16 protein-coding genes are annotated in these 18,630 nt (G+C 69.7%); 10 read left to right on the forward strand and 6 right to left on the reverse strand.

The genetic code is table 11. The features are described 5' to 3' along the window. Nucleotides 1–52 precede the first annotated feature (52 nt). Nucleotides 53–952 carry a helix-turn-helix transcriptional regulator gene (locus AC5020_RS00810; protein ID WP_464986820.1) on the reverse strand — a complete coding sequence of 300 codons (900 nt, stop codon included), beginning with the start codon at nt 950–952 and terminating at the stop codon, nt 53–55. Nucleotides 953–1,127: 175 nt separating this feature from the next. On the opposite strand from AC5020_RS00810, the gene AC5020_RS00815 reads away from it, so the two are divergent. The 3 genes from AC5020_RS00815 (at nt 1,128) to AC5020_RS00825 (ending at nt 4,480) form a co-directional block, all read left to right on the forward strand. After that, complete coding sequence (locus tag AC5020_RS00815; protein WP_464986821.1) at nt 1,128–1,886, forward strand: SDR family NAD(P)-dependent oxidoreductase; 759 nt, start codon at nt 1,128–1,130, stop codon at nt 1,884–1,886. Nucleotides 1,887–2,058: 172 nt separating this feature from the next. Then, nucleotides 2,059–3,609 carry an alkaline phosphatase D family protein gene (locus tag AC5020_RS00820; RefSeq protein ID WP_464986822.1) on the forward strand — a complete coding sequence of 517 codons (1,551 nt, stop codon included), beginning with the start codon at nt 2,059–2,061 and terminating at the stop codon, nt 3,607–3,609. A gap of 25 nt (nt 3,610–3,634) precedes the next feature. Then, nucleotides 3,635–4,480 carry a polysaccharide lyase family protein gene (locus tag AC5020_RS00825; RefSeq protein WP_464986823.1) on the forward strand — a complete coding sequence of 282 codons (846 nt, stop codon included), beginning with the start codon at nt 3,635–3,637 and terminating at the stop codon, nt 4,478–4,480. Nucleotides 4,481–4,493: 13 nt separating this feature from the next. On the opposite strand, the gene AC5020_RS00830 is transcribed toward AC5020_RS00825, so the two are convergent. Both AC5020_RS00830 and AC5020_RS00835 read right to left on the reverse strand, forming a co-directional pair. Then, on the reverse strand, nt 4,494–5,219 hold the full coding sequence (locus AC5020_RS00830) for a FadR/GntR family transcriptional regulator (protein ID WP_464986824.1): 726 nt from the start codon (nt 5,217–5,219) through the stop codon (nt 4,494–4,496). Between the two features lie 10 nt (nt 5,220–5,229). After that, entirely contained in the window at nt 5,230–5,958 is a 729-nt protein-coding gene (locus AC5020_RS00835; protein ID WP_464986825.1) for an SDR family oxidoreductase, read from the reverse strand. Nucleotides 5,959–6,159: 201 nt separating this feature from the next. On the opposite strand from AC5020_RS00835, the gene AC5020_RS00840 reads away from it, so the two are divergent. The 3 genes from AC5020_RS00840 to cuyB all read left to right on the forward strand — a co-directional run bounded on the left by AC5020_RS00840 (nt 6,160) and on the right by cuyB (nt 9,163). Beyond that, nucleotides 6,160–6,948, forward strand: a complete 789-nt coding sequence (locus tag AC5020_RS00840) for an SDR family NAD(P)-dependent oxidoreductase (protein WP_464986826.1) — start codon at nt 6,160–6,162, stop codon at nt 6,946–6,948. Nucleotides 6,949–7,037: 89 nt separating this feature from the next. Further along, nucleotides 7,038–8,477: a Na+/H+ antiporter NhaC family protein gene (locus tag AC5020_RS00845; RefSeq protein ID WP_464986827.1), complete on the forward strand. Its 1,440-nt coding sequence runs from the start codon at nt 7,038–7,040 to the stop codon at nt 8,475–8,477. Further along, complete coding sequence (cuyB, locus tag AC5020_RS00850) at nt 8,474–9,163, forward strand: cysteate racemase (protein ID WP_464986828.1); 690 nt, start codon at nt 8,474–8,476, stop codon at nt 9,161–9,163. The genes AC5020_RS00845 and cuyB overlap by 4 nt, the downstream gene beginning before the upstream one ends. Here the strand turns inward: cuyB and AC5020_RS00855 are convergent. The 3 genes from AC5020_RS00855 to AC5020_RS00865 form a co-directional block, all read right to left on the reverse strand. Further along, nucleotides 9,147–10,442 carry a pyridoxal phosphate-dependent decarboxylase family protein gene (locus tag AC5020_RS00855; protein ID WP_464986829.1) on the reverse strand — a complete coding sequence of 432 codons (1,296 nt, stop codon included), beginning with the start codon at nt 10,440–10,442 and terminating at the stop codon, nt 9,147–9,149. The genes cuyB and AC5020_RS00855 overlap by 17 nt on opposite strands. A 53-nt stretch (nt 10,443–10,495) precedes the next feature. Beyond that, entirely contained in the window at nt 10,496–12,124 is a 1,629-nt protein-coding gene (locus AC5020_RS00860) for an amidohydrolase (RefSeq protein WP_464986830.1), read from the reverse strand. Between the two features lie 76 nt (nt 12,125–12,200). After that, nucleotides 12,201–13,622 carry a sodium/glutamate symporter gene (locus AC5020_RS00865; RefSeq protein WP_464986831.1) on the reverse strand — a complete coding sequence of 474 codons (1,422 nt, stop codon included), beginning with the start codon at nt 13,620–13,622 and terminating at the stop codon, nt 12,201–12,203. 294 nt (nt 13,623–13,916) lie between these two features. Here AC5020_RS00865 and AC5020_RS00870 point away from each other — a divergent pair, with 294 nt between their 5' ends. From AC5020_RS00870 to AC5020_RS00885, 4 genes are all read left to right on the forward strand, one after another. Then, complete coding sequence (locus AC5020_RS00870) at nt 13,917–14,837, forward strand: ABC transporter permease (protein ID WP_464986832.1); 921 nt, start codon at nt 13,917–13,919, stop codon at nt 14,835–14,837. Between the two features lie 3 nt (nt 14,838–14,840). Continuing rightward, nucleotides 14,841–15,947, forward strand: a complete 1,107-nt coding sequence (locus AC5020_RS00875; RefSeq protein ID WP_464986833.1) for a taurine ABC transporter substrate-binding protein — start codon at nt 14,841–14,843, stop codon at nt 15,945–15,947. Then, complete coding sequence (locus tag AC5020_RS00880; protein WP_464986834.1) at nt 15,944–16,750, forward strand: ABC transporter ATP-binding protein; 807 nt, start codon at nt 15,944–15,946, stop codon at nt 16,748–16,750. Before AC5020_RS00875 ends, AC5020_RS00880 begins: the two co-directional genes overlap by 4 nt. Nucleotides 16,751–16,997: 247 nt before the next feature. Further along, nucleotides 16,998–18,626, forward strand: a complete 1,629-nt coding sequence (locus AC5020_RS00885; RefSeq protein WP_464986835.1) for an adenine nucleotide alpha hydrolase family protein — start codon at nt 16,998–17,000, stop codon at nt 18,624–18,626. Nucleotides 18,627–18,630: the final 4 nt, after the last annotated feature.

Consider the following 18,630-nt stretch of genomic DNA (forward strand, 5'->3'; position numbering starts at 1 on the left):
CAGGTCAGATCCTCACGAAAGCCAAGCGTCCAACCACTTCAGCAACGCGACACTAGGACTGCCGGGTGTCGTGTCCATCAGCGTTGTTCGTGGCGGACTCAGAGGGCTCGGTGGCTCCGCGCCCCCAGCTCATCAGGATGCTGAGCTTCTCCGCCGCGGGCGAGCCGACGTCGGCGGTGTAGGTGGAGAGGAACTGCCCTCCTGACTCCGGGACCTCCAGGGTCTCGTAGTTGAGTGTCATCACCCCGACGGTGGGGTGGAAGATGCGCTTGGTGCCGTGCCCGTGCTTGAACAGGCGGTAGTCCGCCCAGAACCGGGCGAACTCCGGCGACGCCACCGACAGCTCGCCGACCAGCTCCTCCAACTCCGCATCTGGCTCGGCGGGGTTGTGCGCCGCCCGCAGCGCGGCAACGGTGGGTCCGGCGACCTCCTCCCAGTCCGGGTACCGGGTGCGGTTGGATGCGTCGAGGAACAGCCATCGGGCAACATTCCGGTCGCGCGCCGGCACGGCGGCGAAGTCCGCTAGCAGGATCGTGGCTGACTGGTTCCAGGCCAGGATCTCCATGCGCGGTCCCTGGAGCAGCGCCGGAACAGGATCTATGGCGTCGACCAGGGCACGCATCCCGACCCGCGCCCGCGGCCTGGCCGTTCGCTGCGTGTGCGGGCTTCCCGGCTGCGGGCTGACAAGGCCGCGCAGGTGCTGCCGTTCCAGCGGGTTGAGCCGCAGCGCGTCCTCGATAGCAGTGAGGACCTGGTCCGAGACATTGCCGATGCGTCCCTGCTCCAACCTCGCGTAGTAGTCGACGCTCACCCCGGCCAATGCGGCCACCTCTTCGCGGCGCAGCCCCCGGCGCCGGCGCGGAACCGGCGACGGCGGTAAACCGACAGCCTCCGGATCAATCTGTGCCCGGCGTGAAGTCAGGAACTCGCGCAATCCGTTCAGCGTTGTCATCCTCCCAGTCTGCCGTCGCGCTCAAGCCCCTGGCCGGTGTAGCAGGTAGTGCGAGTACCAGTTGCCAGAGGGCGTGCTATCTGGTTCCCCTGGCCCCTGCGTGCTGATGGCATGGATGTCGTCACCAATCAGACCGGCATCTGTTCCCCGATGCCACCCACGTAGGAGGACGACCATGACTGAGAACCTCACCGGAACCGTCGCGATGATCAGCGGAGCCTCCAGCGGCATCGGCCGCGCCGCGGCCCGCCGCCTCGCCGGCGCGGGCGCTTCCGTTGCCCTCGTCGCCCGGCGCGCCGGCCGGCTCGAAGAGCTTGCCGCCGAGCTGCGCGCCGACGGTGGCACCGCCCTGGTCGTCGCCGCTGACCTGACCGACGCCGACACGGCGGCCGCCGCCGTCGAGACCACCGTCACTGCGCTCGGCCGACTGGACACGCTGGTCAACGCCGCAGGCGTCATGCTCAACGGCGCCTCTGACGAGACACCACTGTCCGAGTGGGACCGGATGGTCGACATCAACCTGCGCGGATTGATGTACGTGACCAAAGCCGCTCTGCCTCACCTGCTGGTGGCGGCGCAGCATGGCCCTCGTTCGGTTGCCGACGTCGTGAACATCTCCTCTGTTGCCGGCAGGTTCGCTGCCCCGACCGTCGCTCTGTACAACGCGACCAAGTTCGCAGTGACCGGCGCGACCGAAGCCTGGCGCCAGGAGTACACCACCCGCAGCCTGCGCTTCTCGGTCATCGAGCCCGGCCGCACCGCCAGTGAGCTGTTCGAGCACAAGGCCAACTCCGACACCGACTTCACCGCCGCATTCGGTGACGTCGAGGCATTGCACACCGACGATGTCGCCGACGCCGTCGGCTACATCGTCACCAACCCGCGGCGCGTCGCTGTCAACGAGATCGTCATCCGCCCCACCGATCAGCCCTGACCTGGGCCAAGCCGCCGGATTCGCTCATGCACCACCCGGACGGCGCACGGGGGGTTCGAGGCGCACCTGGCGCCGCGTCGCCCATGCGTCCTCCGGCGTTCATCGAGGAGAAACCGTCGGGTGCTTGACTGTGATGTCACACCGTCACGACGACACCAGCTCGGGAGACCCCATGCCGGCACCTGCCCCGCCCACCTCGCTCAGCCGCCGTCGCCTGCTGCAGGCCAGCGGCGCCTCGGCCGCCCTGCTCGCCCTCGGCATCAGCGCCCCCGAGGCCGACGCCGAGCCGCTGCCGCACCGCGAGAACCTCTTCGGCCTCGGCGTGGCCAGCGGCGCACCCCGGCCCGACGGCGCGGTGCTGTGGACCCGCCTGGCCCCCGAGCCGCTGGCGGAGGACGGCCACGGCGACATGCCGCTGCGCAACGTGAGCGTGCGCTGGCAGGTGGCCCGCGACGCCGAGTTCAGTGACATCGTCCAGCGCGGCCAGGCCCTCGCCCAGCCGGAGCTCGCCCACTCCGTGCACCCGCGCGTCGAGGGGCTCGAGCCCGCGACGGAGTACTTCTACCGGTTCCTCGTCGGGAAGCAGACCAGCCCCGTCGGCCGCCTGCGCACCCTGCCCGCGGAGGGCGCCGACGTGGACTCCTTCTCCGTCGGCGTGGTCTCCTGCCAGGCCTGGTACCACGGTCACTTCACCGCCCACAAGCATCTGGCCGCGGAGGAGGACCTCGACCTGGTGGTCTTCGTCGGCGACTACATCTACGAGTACGGCATCACCGAGTCGAACCTGTGGCGCCAGGGCGCCGAGGTCTCCGCCGCCCACGGCGTGGAGATCGAGACGCTCGAGCAGTACCGGCTGCGCTACGCCCTGTTCAAGTCCGATCCGCACCTGCAGGCCGTCCACGCCCGCGTGCCGGCCGTCGCGGTGTGGGATGACCACGAGGTCCAGAACAACTACATCGCGGACACCTCGGCCTACGCGATCCCGCCGGAGCTGTTCACCTATCGCATCGCCGTGGCCTACCGCGCCTTCTACGAGAACATGCCGCTGGACCTGGCGGCACTGCCCGACGGGCCGGATACGGACATCACCGCGGGCTTCGACGTGGGCTCCCTGGCCCGCTTCTCCCTGCTGGATTCTCGCCAGTTCCGCGACCCCGTGCCCGAGAGCGCCGAGGAGCAGTACGCGCAGGATCGCACGATCCTCGGCGCGGAGCAGGAGCGGTGGGTCACCGGGCGGCTCGAGGAGTCCGAGGCGACGTGGAACGTGCTGGCCAACGGCGTGGTGCTCACTGCGATCAGCGAGGACCGCACCGACATGTGGGACGGCTACCCGGCCGCGCGGCAGCGGCTGCTGGATGCCATGGCCGCCAGCTCCAACCCCGTGATGCTCACCGGCGACATCCACAAGCACGTCGCCGCCGAGCTGCGGGCCGATTTCACCGATCCTGATGCCGAGACCATCGGCGTGGAGCTGGTGTGCACCTCCGTCGCCTCCGACGGGGACGGCGCCGAGACCGACGGCTACACCTCGGATTGGACCCAGCACGAGTACGTCAAGCACTACGACGGCCGACGGGGATACCTCCACGTGCGCCTGACGCCCGAGGAGCTGACCGCCAGCTTCTACATCGTCGAGTGGATCGAGGCCGACGACACTGCGCCCAAGCAGCTCTCGGCGCGCTTCACCACACCGGCCGACGACCCCCGTCTGATCCCGGCGTGACCCGGGCCCGAGAGGAGACAGCATCATGAGCCCGCGACCCGCCACCGTCACCGGTCTGCACGCCGAGCCCGCCCTGGCCACCACAACCCTGACCTGGGAGCCCCTGGCCTGGGAGCCGCTGATCGACCACTACCGCGTCTACGCCGTGCGGGGCGCCGGCGCGCCCGCCGCCCCGCGCGAGGAGGATCTGCTCGCCAAGACCGTCTACCCCCGCCTGGTCCACGACGGCCTGGATGCCGCCGGCGAGGAGTGGACCTACACCGTCCTGGCCGTCTCCGACGCGGGCGAGCGCGGCAAGCCCAGTCAGCCGCTGACCGCCACCTCGCAGCCCTCGGTCACCGCGACCGGCCGCGAGGTCGCCACCATCGGCAGCTTCGATGGCCGCACCCTCGAGTTCCGCTTCGCCCCGGATTCCTACTCGAGCATCCCGGATGAGTACCCCGATGCGGTGATCGAGTACACGCAGGGCGCCGACGAGCCGGGCAGCGCCTGGCCCTATCTGCTGCCCGGCCCGGGAGACGGCTGGGCAGGCAACCACGACTACCGCGCCCGCTGGAGGGTGACCCTCGATGAGGCTCCAGCAGGCGACCACGACCTGGCGATCTGGCTGGTGGACACCACCCGTCTCGGCGGGACCCTGGCGGTCAGCGTGGGCGCGCAGCACGTCCGCGACATCGAGCTGCCCACCGGTGCCACGCGCGGCTCGCGGGAGGGCGATGCGACCGTGCCCGGCTCGACGCTGCTGCGCTCCTTCCACGAGTTCGCGATCCCGGCCGATGCGCTGCAGGCGGGAGAGAACGTGGTTGACCTGCACCTGGTCGAGGGTGGTTGGGTCGCGTGGGACGCGGTGGGGCTGTTCGCGCGGGAGTGAGCCCAGGCGGCGGTCAGCTCGCGGGACCGGCCGGGCTCCCTGTACGGCCGGCCGCCTCCTGCGAGGTGCGCTCGACGATCTGGTGCATCACCGCCGCCGCCTCCTCCGCCTCGCCCGCGGTGATCGCACCGGCGACCTCGACGTGCAGCTGCAGGTCGTGAGGATCGGGCAGCAGGTGGGCCCGCTCCCGCACGGCCCGCTCCTGCAGGGCCTCGTCGATCACCGCCCGCAACCGGGCGAACATGCTGTTGGCGGAGAGGTCGAGCACCGCGGCGTGCAGGGCGAGGTCTGCCTGCAGGAACGCCGTCGCCTCGGGCTCGCTCGCCGCGCAGCGCATCGCCGCCACGGCCCGTTCGAGCTCGTCCGTGCTGGCCGATCCACTGCGGACGGCCCGGGCGGCGGCGGCCGCGGCGGCCGGCTCGACCGCCAGGCGCAGGGCCCGCAGCTCCTCGATCTGCTGGGCTCGTTCGCTGCTCTCGAGCCGCCAGCGGATCACGCGCGGATCCAGCACGTCCCAGTGCTCACGGCCCAGCATGCGCAGGCCCACGCGCCGCCCGGCGCTGAGCATGCCCAGCGCGCCGAGCACCCGCGTCACCTCCCGCACCACGCTGCGGGAGGCGCCGGTGCGCTGGACCAGGGCGTCGATGGTGTCGCCGTGCCCGGCGGGCAGTTCGCCGGTGACGATCTCGCGGCCCAGCTGATCCAGGGCACTCTCGAAGGCGGTGGAGTCCGCGGCCATCCCGGCTCGCTCAGGCCTGGGAAACGGGGGAGACGACCAGTTCGTCGATGCGCACGTGCGCGGGGGACTCGAGCACGAAGCTGACGGTGCGGGCGATGTCCTCCGGGGTGAGCATGACGGAGCGGGCGGCGGCGTCGGGCACCTGCGGGCGCTGCTCGAGGAAGTCGGTGGCCACATCGCCCGGGCACAGGTGGCAGGCGCGCACGCCGTGGGCGGCCTCCTGCTGGTTCAGGGTGCGGACCAGGGAGGAGACGGCCGTCTTGGAGGCGGAGTAGGCCACGCCCGCGCCCGGCTGGAAGCTCCAGCCCGCGTAGGAGGAGATCGCCACGACGATGCCGCTGCTCTGACGCAGGTGGGGGAGGGCGGCGTCGATGACGGTGGCGACCGCGGTGAGGTTGGTGCCGACGATCTGCTCGAACTCGCCCATGTCCTGATCGTCCCAGCGGCGCTGCGGCGCGTTCTGGCCGGCGGCCAGCACCAGAGCATCCAGGCTCCCGAAGCGATCCGCGACGGCCTGGGCGGCCTCGGCCACGGACTCCTTGTCGCGCACATCCAGGGGCAGGGCCAGGGCCTCGCCCCCGTCGGCGGCGATCTCGGCGACCACCTCGTCCAGCACCTCGCGGCGGCGCCCGCTGACCGCGACGGCCCAGCCCAGGGCTGCCGCGGCGCGGGCCACGGCGCGGCCCATGCCGCTGCCTCCGCCGGTGATCCACAGGGCGGGTGTGCTCGTGCCAGTCATGGGGTCTCCTCGTCGTGCCGTCGTCATCAGGGGTGTGCCGTCGTTCTGTGGCTGCTCGGGTGCTGTGCGGATCGGGCCGGGCCGATGCGAAAGCGGCTCCGGCGACCCGCCCGATCTCAATAGTATGCTTTTTGGGACGGTCTGCCGACGGGGCATGCCGAGGGCGAGCCAGCGGCGACGGGCCGCGGAGAGGACGACGCGATGGAGCTGGATCTGAGGAACAAGGTGGTCGTGATCACCGGCGCGGCGCGCGGCATCGGAGCCGTCATCGCCCAGCGCTTCGCCGCCGAGGGCGCGAGGGTGGTCGCCTTCGACCTCGCCTTCCCCGACCCCGCGGACGGCGTCGGCGTCGAGGAGGGTCAGGGCGAGGAGCTGCCCGTCGAGCAGGTCGTGTGCAACGTCGCCGATCCCGAGTCGGTCCAGGCGGCGGTGGACGAGGTGGCCGGCCGCCACGGCACCATCGACGTGCTGGTCAACAATGCCGGCATCAACGTCGAGGGCGCGGTGGCGGACATCGAGTGGGCGCGCTGGAAGGCCTGCATGGACGTGAACGTGGGCGGGGTGTTCCTCATGAGTCAGGCCGTCGCGCCGCTGATGCAGGCCGCCGGCGGCGGACGAATCATCAACGCCGCCTCGTTCGCCGCGATCGTCCCCAGCGTGGCCAGCGCCGCGTACTCCGCCTCGAAGTCCGCCGTGGTGCAGCTGACCCGGGTGCTCGCTTCCGAGCTGGGGCCGTGGGACATCACCGTCAACGCCTACGCCCCCGGCATGGTGCCCACCGCCATGAACGGCTTCGCCGAGATGCCCACCGAGGCGCAGGACCGGCTGCTGGACACCCTCTCCCTGCGTCGCTGGGAGACCCCGGACGACGTCGCGAACCTGCTGATCTTCCTGGCCAGCGACCAGGCCTCCTACATCACCGGCACCCTGCTGGACGTCTCCGGCGGCAAGCTGGCCACGCAGATCCCGTCGCGGGCGTATGGGCGGTGACGTCGTCCCCGAGTGATCGTTGATCATCTCCGTCCCTCCGGTAACGTGCGTTCACACCATCCCTTGTGCACGATCCCGGAAGGATCGACATGTCGGTTCCCCCAGGACAGAACCCCGATGTCCAGCCCGATACCCTGCTTCCGAACGACCGGCTCGAACTGTACGGAGGCCGCTGGGCCGGGCTGATCCCGGCCGCCGTCCTCATCGCGGTGATGTCGTGGCTGTCCATCACCGAACGCGCCTCGATCTCGGCGTTCTGGGTCGGGGGTTTCCTCGCCCTGGTCATCGGCATGGCCCTGGCCCGCAACCGCACCCGGTACGCGGAGACGATCGTGCGCGGACTGACGGACCGGACCGGCGCGATGGTGATCCTCGCGTTCGTCTTCGCCGGCGTGTTCGGGGCCATCATGAAAGCGGCCGGGCTGGTGGACGGCCTGCTCTGGCTCGGCCTCCAGACGGGCCTGACCGGCTCCTGGTTCACGGTGCTGGCCTTCCTACTGGCCTGCGTCTTCGGTGCCGGCACGGGAACCAGTGTGGGCACCGTTCAGGCGATGGTGCCCGTGCTGTACCCCGCGGGCGTACTGCTCGGCGCCGACCCCACGATGCTCGCGGTCGCGATCCTGGCCGGTGGCGCGTTCGGCGACAACATCGCGCCGATCTCGGACACCACGGTGACCTCGTCCTTCACCCAGGACGCCGAGCTGGGCTCCGTCGTACGGTCCCGGCTTCCTCTCGCACTGTCGGCAGCGGCGGTCGCGCTGGTGGTGTTCGCGATCTTCGGCGGCGGTGGCGACGTGACCGAGGCCGACCAGAACGCCACCGGGGCGATCGGACTGATCCAGATCATTCCCTTCGCACTCGTGCTCACCCTCGCGCTCCTGCGCCGCCACCTGTTCGTCTCGCTGACATGGGGCATCGTCAGCGCCGTCGTGATCGGGCTGGTCACCGGCCAGCTGCAGATCGGCGCCATCTTCTCGATCCCGGGTGAACGCGGTGACTCCACGGGTCTGCTGGAGGACGGCATGGGTGGCGTGACCGGACTGATCCTGCTCGTTCTACTGATCATGGCCTTCTCTCGTGTCCTCGCCGAGAGCGGGATGATGGAATCGCTGCTCGCGAAGCTGCAGAATGCCGCCGCTCGCGGCGTGCGCAGCGCCGAGCTCACCATTATCGTGGTCACCTTGATCTTCACGGTGCCGCTGGGCGCCAACGCCCCGGCGATCCTGCTGGTGGGGCCGACGATCGCGAAGCCGCTCGGCCAGAAGTACGGCTTGAGCCCGGCACGCCGCGCGAACCTCCTGGACTGCAGTGCCTGCACTCTGTTCTACATGCTGCCCTGGCACAACGCGGTGATCGCCTGGTTCGCCACCTTCACCACGGTCGCGGCGACCTCTGACCTGACCGCCCCCGGAATCGGTGCGGCATTCCTGAACCCGTACGCCTGGGCGCTGCTGGCCGTCATCATCCTCTCGGCCGTGACGGGCTGGAACCGCACCTACAGCGCCACGAAGGAGACCGTCCCGGCATGACCACATCCACGATCGGTGTGCTCGGCGGGATGGGGCCGGCCGCCAGCGTCCACTTCCAGCAGCGGCTGGTCCAGCTCACCCCGGCCCAGCGCGATGCGGACCATCCCACCACCATCTCGTGGTCCGATCCGCAGATCCCGGACCGGGTCGCCGCCCTGCGCGGCACCGGGGAGTCTCCGGTGCCGGCTCTGCGCCGCGGAGCCGAGGTGCTCCGCGGCGCGGGGGCCGCGGTGATTGCCGTCCCGTGCAACACGGTCCACCCCTTCCTGCCGCAGGTGCTGGGGGAGAGCGGCTACGTCGACATGATCGACGAGGCGGGGCGGGCCATCGCCGCCCGGGGCATGACCCGTGCGAGCGTGCTGGCGACCGCGGCGACGCTCGAGCACGGCATGTACGAGCGGGCCCTGGCCGCGCACGGGGTGGAGGCCGCCGCGCCGGCCGAGCAGCAGGCGGAGGTCCTCGAGATCATCGCCGCGGTGAAGACGGGCGCGGACCGTGAGCCGCTGCGGGAACGACTGCACGCCGTGATCGATGACCAGCTGCGGGGCGGCTGCGACGGCGTGCTCGTCGCCTGCACGGAACTCTCCGTCCTGATCGCGGAATCGCCGCGGTCGATGGTCGTGGACGCCCTCGACGAACTTGCTCGAGAGACCCTCCGCCGGGCGGGGATCAGTCCCGCACGGTGAAGCGCTCGTCCAGGTGCTCACGAAGCACTTGGTCGTCGATCGAGCCGCCACGGACCATCACCCCGTAGGAGGCGCCCGCGCTCTGCGGGGCATCGTCAGCCGATGCCTTCCCCACGGCCCAGGCGACGTCGCCCAGGAACTGTTCGGCGACCTCCCCGTGCCGGGGGAAGGTGACCACGTGCAGGGACGGCGGGTCCTCCTGGGTGTCGATCCACCAGCCGCGCTCGCCGAGGGCTCCGGCGATCGCCGGAATCGAGGGCCCGGCGGAGGTGGCGGCGAACACGCCCATCGGCGGCGTCCCGATCACCTCGAGACCGTTCGCGGCGAGCCCTGCCTGCAGGGTGCGGGCCGTGGTCATGACCTGCGCCACGAGCTCGCGATATCCTGAGCGGCCCAGAGCGGACAGCGCGGTCCAGGCGGCCGCGGCGGGGCCGACGGGTCGAGTGCCGATCACGCCGGAGGCGGCGTAGGCGCCGCCGGGCCAGCCGGTGGAGACGTAGTAGCTGGCGTGCCGCAGCTCCGGATTCGCGAACAGCAGCACCGAGGCGCCCTTCATCCCGTACCCGTACTTGTGCATGTCCACGGACACCGAGATCACTCCGGGCACATCGAGGCCGAACTGCGGAGGCTCCACCCCGGCGGCATCGAGGAACGGCAGAAAGAGCCCGCCCATGGCGGCGTCGACGTGGACCCCCACGCCAGTTCCGGCCAGGTGGCCTGCGATCTCCGCGATGGGGTCGACCACGCCGAAGGGGAAGCACGGGGCCGACAGGCACACGGCGGCGGTGCGGTCATCGACGGCGGCAAGGACGTCGGCGGGCGCGGGCAGACCGTCCGGGCCGACGGGCACGAGCTCCACGGTGAAGCCGAGGTAGTCCGCGGCCTTCCAGAAGCCCGGGTGCGCGGTCACCGGCATCACCAGGCGGCGACGGGTCTCGTTGCCGGGCAGGTCGCGGTACCCCTTCAGCGCCACCATGATCGACTCGGTCCCGCCGGAGGTGAACACGCCGAACGCCTCGGACTCCGGTGCGATCACCGAGGCGACCATCGCGATCGTCTCGGACTCGAACTGCTGCACGCTCGGGAACGCCGAGGCAGACAGTGCGTTCTCGTGCGCGAACAGGGCAGAGGCCTCATCCACCAGCTGCTGGTGCCAGTCCGGGGAGTCGTAGACCAGGGACCAGCCGCGGCCCCCGCGCCAGTCGACGTCGTCTCGGGTGGCGGCCGACCAGCTTCCGCGGATCGCCGACGGGTCCAGGCCATGGTCAGGGAGTTGCACGGGACAACCCTAGCGGCCGCGCCGAGGCCCGCAGTCCTGCGTCGTCACGGGCATTACGCCTCGTAGACGAGCTCCCCGTCCTTGATCGTTGCCAGCACCTCGAGATCGCGGAGGTCCTGCGGAGCGGTGGTCAGCGGGTCACCGGAGAGGATCACGAGATCGGCGCGCATGCCGGCGCGGAGCGATCCCTTGTCGTGCTCCTCGCCGTACTGGTAGGCCGCTTCGGCCGTCACGGCGCGCAGCGCTTCCCAGGTGGAGATGCGCTCCTCCAGGCCGACGGGCCGGCCGGTGCGGCTGACACGGTTCACGGCCGCCCAAATCGACAGCAGCATGTCCGGCGGCGTGACGGGGGAGTCCTGGTGCAGCGTGACCCGAACTCCGCGGTCCAGCGCCGAACGCGCCGGGGAGACCCGCCGGCCGCGCACGGGCCCGAAGTTGCGCAGGTGCACATCGCCCCAGAACCAGGTGTGCACGGAGAAGATCGAGGCGATCATGCCCAACGGCGCCATCCGCTCCAGCTGATCATCGCGCACCGTCTGGGCGTGGATCATCACCGGGCGGGTCTTGAGCCAGTCCGGATATTCGGCGCCAACGCGCTCGGCGGTGCTCACCCACAGCTCCGCGGCCGCGTCACCGTTGCAGTGCACGATCAGCTGCCGCCCCTGCTCGGCGACGGTGCGCGTGAACTCCTCGACCTCAGCGGGCGTATGGATCGGGTAGGCGCAGCCGGGGTTCTCATCGCCCGGGACCGGCTCGTAGGGCTCGCTCATCCAGGCCGATCGGGCCTGCGGCGAACCGTCGAGGATCATCTTGTACCCGCCCAGGCGCAGCCGGCCCACGTAGTCCCCGGCGAACTCCGGATACCGGTCGTAGGCGACGGTCTCGGACTGGACGACGGGATAGACGACCACGTCCAGCCCGAGGCCTCCTGAGCGGGCGGCCGCGGCGAGTCCGTCGACGGTGGCGGGATCGGCAGCGCCCTCCTGCGCGGTGGTGATGCCATGGCGCAGGTAGTCCTGGACGGCGAGCCGCACGGAGCGGTCTGGGTCGGACGCGCCACCAGGGAGCAGACCCCCGCTTCCTCCGGGGGAGAGGATCGCTGCGAAGGCGGCCATCGCGGGATGCTCCTCGACGTACCCGTCCGGGGTGCCATCGGCGCCGCGCCCGAAGCGGCCGCCCTCGGGATCCGGGGTCTCAGCTGTGAGGCCTGCACTCTGCACGAGGAACGAATTCCCGACGGCGACGTGCATGCTGCGGTGCAGAGCGAACACGGGCAGGTCGGCGGCGACCTGGTCGAGGTCGTATCGGGTGGGGTGGCGGCCTTCGGCCAGGAGGTTCGGGTCGTACTTCGCGCCGATCAACGGGGATCTGTCGGAGGGATCGCGCTCGGCGAGACGCGTGCGGAACGCGGCGACGATGTCGGCGATGCTGTCGGCGTGCTCAAGGTCGACCAGCGCGGAGAGCGCCCCGTGCTGGAGCAGATGACCGTGCGAATCGATGAACGAGGGCATCAGCGTGCGTCCGGCCAGATTCACCTCGGTGACGTCGGCGCCTGCCTGTGTACGGGCCTCGGCGAGCGGGCCGACGAACGCGATCCGGCCATCGCGGACCAGCACGGATTCTGGTGCGTCGTCCTGGTCGACCATTGTCAGGATGCGTCCGGAACGGTAAAGCGTCTCCACGGGGTGGGTCCTTCTCTCGAGCGGTTCTGTGCTGGCGATCGTGCCACGGCGGGGCGTGCCGCGCGGAGGAGGGAGATCAGGCGCCGGTGACCGAGGCCGCGTCCTGGTCAGTGTCGGGAGCGGCTCCCTGGGCAGTGCCGCGCAGGCTCCAGGTGCGGGCGCCGAAGGAGCGCGTGAGGAGCATGATCAGGAAGTAGCCGAGAGTCAGAGCCGCCATGATGCCCAGCGCCGCGGGGAGGCCCAGCTCGCCGGCGAAGGCCGCGGAGATCGTGAGCATCGCGGGGATGTACAGCATCTCGGGAAGGTTCATCAGGCCCATCTCGGCCATGGTGGTGGTGCGCATGCGTGGATCGAGGATCCGCACCAGGGCGAGGCCCGTGGGGGTGGTGCCGGTCAGGGTGCCGTACATGCCCATGGTGCGCTCGAAGTCGTGGTCGCTGCCGTAGCGCTGGCCGATCAGGAAGACCATCACCACGGTGGCAGCGATGACCAGCGCCACGGTGACCAGGATCGGCACGATCCAGGCGGCGACGACCGCGGCCTGGACGGCCATGAAGGAGGCGACCACGACGAAGTCGGTGGAGAAGCCGGTGATCTTGGCCTGGAGCCGGCGGTCCATCAGGTGCTCGACCCTCAGCCGGCGCAGCGCCCAGCGCAGGAAGTAGGCGGCCAGCAGCCCGTTCATGAACATCATCCCGCTGATGGTGTCGCCGAAGAAGCCGGGGATGAACGCGAAGAGCCATGACAGGCCATGGGCGAGGATGTAGGCGACGCCCATCATGGCGAAGTGGAAGGTGAGGGTGTCGATGCTGCCGGAGAACGTCGTCTCGGAGCCCATCGGCTCGGTCTCCTCCTTGTCCCGGAAGTACCCTTTGCCGACGGAGTCGGAGATGCCCATCGAGTGAGTGGCCAGGCCCCGGTTCATGCCCCACTTGGCCAGGGGCACACCCACCAGGAAGGCGGCGGCAAACCCGACCGAGGCGAACGCCAGCCCGACGTCCACGGCGTTGTCCCAGCCCTGCTGTTCGAAGATTCCCGCGAACGTGACGGCCTGGCCGGGCCCTTGGGCGAAGGCGAAGGGCACCATGAAGCCGTACATGGCGTCCATCCCGCCGAAGCGCCCGGTGGTCGCGACGATCGCGACCCCGAGCAGCGCCTGCACGGCGAACACCAGGGTCCACGTCAGGCCCATCGCCCACGCGCCACGCAGCAGCACCTTTTGCGTCTGCCCGCCACCTCCCGAGCCCGAGGGCGGGGGCGTGAGCCCGATGGAGATGAAGGAGAGGGTGAACAGCTCGGCGGTGAGCGTGGCGAACATGGCGCTGTCCACGCCGTCGAACATCCCGGAGAGGCCGAGGTTCATGGCGATCGCACCGAGGAACCCGGCGATCACGAACGCCGGCACGAGATTGCTGCGGAAGGCGGGGACCCACCGCCGTACTGCCATCCCGATCAGACAGAAGGCACCGATGAGGGACAGGCCGAACAGCGCTGACACGGGGAGAACTCCTTGCCGTCGTCCCGCTGCGGACGCTGTGGGTCGGGGAGCGGGGCGCGAATGATCGTCGTGGGGTCGGAGGCTATCGTTTCCGTGGGCTTTGCCGTCGGCGCCGCCGCGCCTCGCGAATGAACGCTGACGTAACAATCAGGAACCATATTCCCTGTCGTGTGCCGCACAGGCGCCCAGTCGGGGCATAGTCCGGCGCGGGGCCGTTTCCGCCTGCGGCGATGCGGTACTGTCCCAGCAGCGCACCGGCGATATGTGGCAGACGGGATGGAGCGGCGACGACGTATGAGTGACGGAGACAGCGCGGCAGGAACCGTCCCGGCGTCCGCTGCACCCGGATCCGACGCGGACGATGCCAGCTCCCAGCAGGTCGTCAAGGCCGCGCGCCGCGGCAGGTCCCGGCGCATCCGGCGCAACCGCTTGCTGCAGGCCGGGGTCCTGGTCGCCGTGCTGGCGATCTGGTGGCTGATCACCGCACTGAAACTCATCGATCCCTTGTACCTGCCCAGCCCGCAGTCGGTGCTCGGCTCCTTCATCAATGCCAACCGGTGCCTCGTGGTCGACGAGGCCTCCGGCCGGACGGTGTGCGGGGTGCAGAACTACTACCTGTGGGAGCACCTGCTCGCCTCCCTCCAGCGCATCGGTGTGGGCGTCGCCCTCGCTGCGGTCGCCGGGATCGCCCTCGGCTTCCTCATGAGCATGTGGGAGCCGGCGGACACGGCACTCGCTCCCTACCTGAACTTCCTGCGGGCGCTCCCCCCGCTGGGCTACATCGGCCTGATCATCGTCTGGGTCGGCATCGGCGATCTCTCGAAGTTCCTGCTGCTGTTCCTGGCCGCCTTCCCGCCGATCGTCATCGCCACCATCGACGGGGTCCGCGGCGTGCGCGAGGACTACATCTCCGCGGCCCGCAGCATGGGCGCCGGGCCGCCGGAGATAGCGCGCTTCGTCGTGCTGCCGGCCGCTACCGCCTCCATCTTCTCCGGCGTGCGGCTCGCGGTCGGGTTCGCCTGGACCACCGTGGTGGCCGCAGAGCTCAACAACGGCATCCCCGGGATCGGGGGCCTCGCCTACATCTCGGGTACGCAGCTGAACACGTCGCTCACGATCGCCTGCATCATCGTCATCGGTCTCGTCGCGGTCGCGCTGGACGGCTGCATCCGCTGGATCGGCGACCGCCTGGTGCCCTGGCAGGGAAAGGTCTGACCGATGATCACCACGACTTCCGCCTCCGGTCGCCCGTCGCCGGGCCATCGCCGCCCGGGCACTCCGCTGCGGATCGCTGCGGCCTCGCTTGGTCTCGTGCTGGCACTGAGCGGCTGCGTGCAGTCGGGCCGCACCAGCCACCCCGACAACTTCGAGGGCGAGACCGGCTGTCCTGTCGAGCCGGATCCGAGCATCACCACCTCCGCCCGCATCGCGTGGCAGGCGATCCCCAACGGGGACCTGGTGATCAAGGACCTCGAGCTGCTGGAGGCCTGTATGCCCGAGGCAGACATCTCCTGGGTCAAGATGAACTCGGGCGGTGACGTCATTCAGGCGTTCGGCTCCGACTCCCTGGACATCGCCCAGGTCGGCTCCAGCCCCGCCGTGAAAGCTGCCTCCCCGCCGCTGTCCAAGGACATCAAGGCGATCTGGATCAGCGACGTCATCGGCCAGGCCGAATCCCTGGTCGCCATGGACCCGGCCGTGGAGGAGCTCGGCGACCTCGAGGGCAAGACGATAGCGGTGCCGTTCGGATCCACGGCCCACTACTCGCTGCTCACGGCCCTGGACGAGGCTGGCCTCGGCGACGCGGTGAGGGTCATAAATCTCGCGCCTGATGCGATCCTGGCCGCCTGGCAGCGCGACGAGATCGACGCCGCCTGGATCTGGCAGCCCACCCAGGCGGAGCTCCTCGAGGACGGTCACGCGATCCTCTCCAGCGAGGACAGCGCCGAGATGGGCGCCCCGACGTACGACATGGTCGCGGGCACCGGCTCGTTCGTCACCGAGAACCCCGAGTTCATGCGGATGTGGACACTCGTGCAGGGCGAGGGCGCCCGGCTGCTGACCGAGGAGCCGGAGACGGCCGCGACCTCGATCGCGGTGCAGTTGGACATTCCGCCCGAGGACGCCGAGCAGCTCCTGGAGGGGTACATCTTCCCCACCCTGGAGGAGCAGGCCGGCCCCGACTACTTCGGCGGCGGGCTCGCAGACGACTTCCGCAGCACCGCCGAGTTCCTAGAAGGGCAGCAGGAGATCGACGCGCTCGCCGAGGACGGTGACTACCAGGAGATGCCCTACTCCGAGGCGATCGAGGAGGCCTCAACATGACCGCGACCCAGAACGCGACCGACAGAGCCGCGCAGAGCGCCGTCGTCTCGCTCGATGGCGTCTCGCAGCGCTACGTCACCGACTCCGGAGACGTCGTCCACGCCCTCGCCGAGACCGATCTAACGATCCCCGAGGGCGCGTTCGTCTGCGTGGTGGGCCCCTCCGGCTGCGGGAAGACCACGCTTCTGAAGATCCTCGCCGGATTCCTCGAGCCGACCGGTGGGGCCGCGCACTACCGCGGGAAGCAGATCACCGGTCCGGCCGCAGCGCGGGGTGTCGTCTTCCAGCAGCCGAACCTGTACCCGTGGTTCACGGTGCGTGAGAACGTCGCCCTGGGGATGCGTATGCGAAAGGTGGGCAAGAAGCAGCGCACCGAGAAGGCCCAGGAGTACCTCGAACTGGTGGGCCTCGGCGATTCCGGCGACGCGAAACCGTACGAACTCTCCGGCGGCATGCAGCAGCGCACCCAGATCGCCCGCGTGCTGGCCAACGAGACCGACGTGATCCTCATGGACGAGCCCTTCGGAGCGCTGGACGCCATCACCCGGGGCCGCCTGCAGGCCGACCTGTTGGCGCTGCAGCGCGCCGAGCGCCGCACAGTGTTATTCATCACCCATGACGTCGACGAGGCCGTGTTCCTCGGCGATCGGGTGCTGGTGATGAGCGCCCGGCCCGGCCGCGTGGTGCTCGACCAGGACGTCAGGCTCTCAGCCGACGCCGGGCACATGCTCGGCGAGGAGATGCGACGCACTCCGGAGTTCATCGAGCTGCGGGAGAGGATCGCGGGAGCGATCGAGCACTGAGAGGCCCTGGCCGCCGCGCCTCCGGAGAACGCCCGTCGTCCCGGTCGTGCAGACTGTCCCGTGAACCTGAACGGTGCCGTGGCGCATCGAGCGTCGTCCGTCCTGCGAAAGGCCTTGATCTTCCGTGAACATCAACTTCTGCGTCGCAGCGGTGTCCGACAGGGGCCGCCGGCTCCTGCCGACGATCTGGGCGGAAGCACTCCGGAGGGGCGGCGAGGCTTACGACACGACGAACGGGACCAGCGTGGTGACCGACGACAGAGCGGTCTTCAACGCCCGGGCCGCCGACGGCATCTGGAAGGCCCCGACGTGGATCGAATCCGGCGGTGACGTCGTCGCGCTCTCACAGCCTCCGGTCTCCTACACCGAGGAGGTGTCGGAGGAGGAATGGGTCCACTGGGCCCTGCGCACCCTGCGCGACGACTCCGGCCGCCGGTCCGTGCATCCCGGGTACTTCGGGATCCAGCTGCGGGAGGACGGTTCGCTCGAGGCTTGGAACGACCTCTTCGGCTTCGGTCGCAGCTACTACGTCCGCAATGACGATTTCGTCGCGGTCGGAAACCAGATCGCCATGGTCGCGATGTTCAGCTCGGAACCGCTCACGGTCGATGAGTACGGGTGTGACGTCCAGGCACAGGTCGGGTTCTGGCCGGAGAACAACTCTCCCATCGAGCAGGTCACGCGGTTGGATGGATCCGAGGTGATCACGGTCACCGCCGACGGACGGGTGAACCTTCACCGTTACTCGTCCTTCGAGGAATGGTACGGATACCGCGAGGCCGAACCGGACATCCCGGCAGTTGCCGAGTCGATGCGCCTGTCCACCTCGAACTGCGGCGCGATCGCCGTCGAGACCCCCGTCGTGCACCTCTCCGGCGGCCAGGACTCACGGGTGACCGCGGCCGCGTGGATCGCCGGTGGGAGACCTGCCCGCGTCATCACCAACGGCACCCTGCCGGGCGAGGTCCATATCGCTCAGCAGCTGATGGACGCGCTCGAGTCCGAGCGCCCCCTCGAGGATCGGGGGATCACCTACACGATCAACGAGCCGAACACGAGGCACTACGCGCGGTTCTCGATGGAGGACAGGGTCGAGACGGCGATGCTCATGTGGGACGGCGACTTCGCCACCGGAAATCTGAAGGGCCCCGTGCGCAAGCCGCTCACCCGCGGACGCCTGACGATCGGCGGTGCGAACGGTGAGGTCATGCACGGCATCTACTATGCGACCGAAGCGGCGCTCCAGGCCGTGAGGAAGCTGGACCATCCGGTCGACAAGCTGTTCACGTACTTCCCGGGTCGGTACAACACCGAGGAGTCCCGGCCCAATACGGAGACCTTCCTGCAGCGGCGCAAGCAGTTCACCCTCGACATGGGGCACACGGATGCGACCGCACTAAACGTATTCCAGATGACGTCCAAGTTCCGCCGTTGGATCAACAACCAGATGGGCGCGGCGTACTTCATCCTCCTGCTCAACCCGGTCTTCGTGCGCGCGAGCATGGATCTCACTCCCGAACAGCGCGTGGACCGCCTCATGCAACGCAGGCTGGCCGGGGCGCTGATCCCGAACTGGGAGGAGATCCCGTACTACAAGTCAACTCTCGAGGAGTCGACCACGATCAACAAGGCCAAGGCGAACCGGAGCTGGGAGACGGCGCCCGGCTACATGGAGCACATCCTCCATGAGCGCTCGTACTGGAAGAGGTACTTCGACCCGGCCAAGATGGCGGAGCTCGAGGAGGCCGTGCACGCCGGCGAGGGACATCGTGGTCACGAGACCGTCCTGCACCATGCGTACGCACTCGACGCCATCCCCGATCACGTGGACGGACTCGAGCAGAAGCGCAGTAGCCTCTGGGATCGAGTCGGCTGACCGG

This window comes from Brachybacterium sp. SYSU DS0246, from assembly GCF_059391765.1.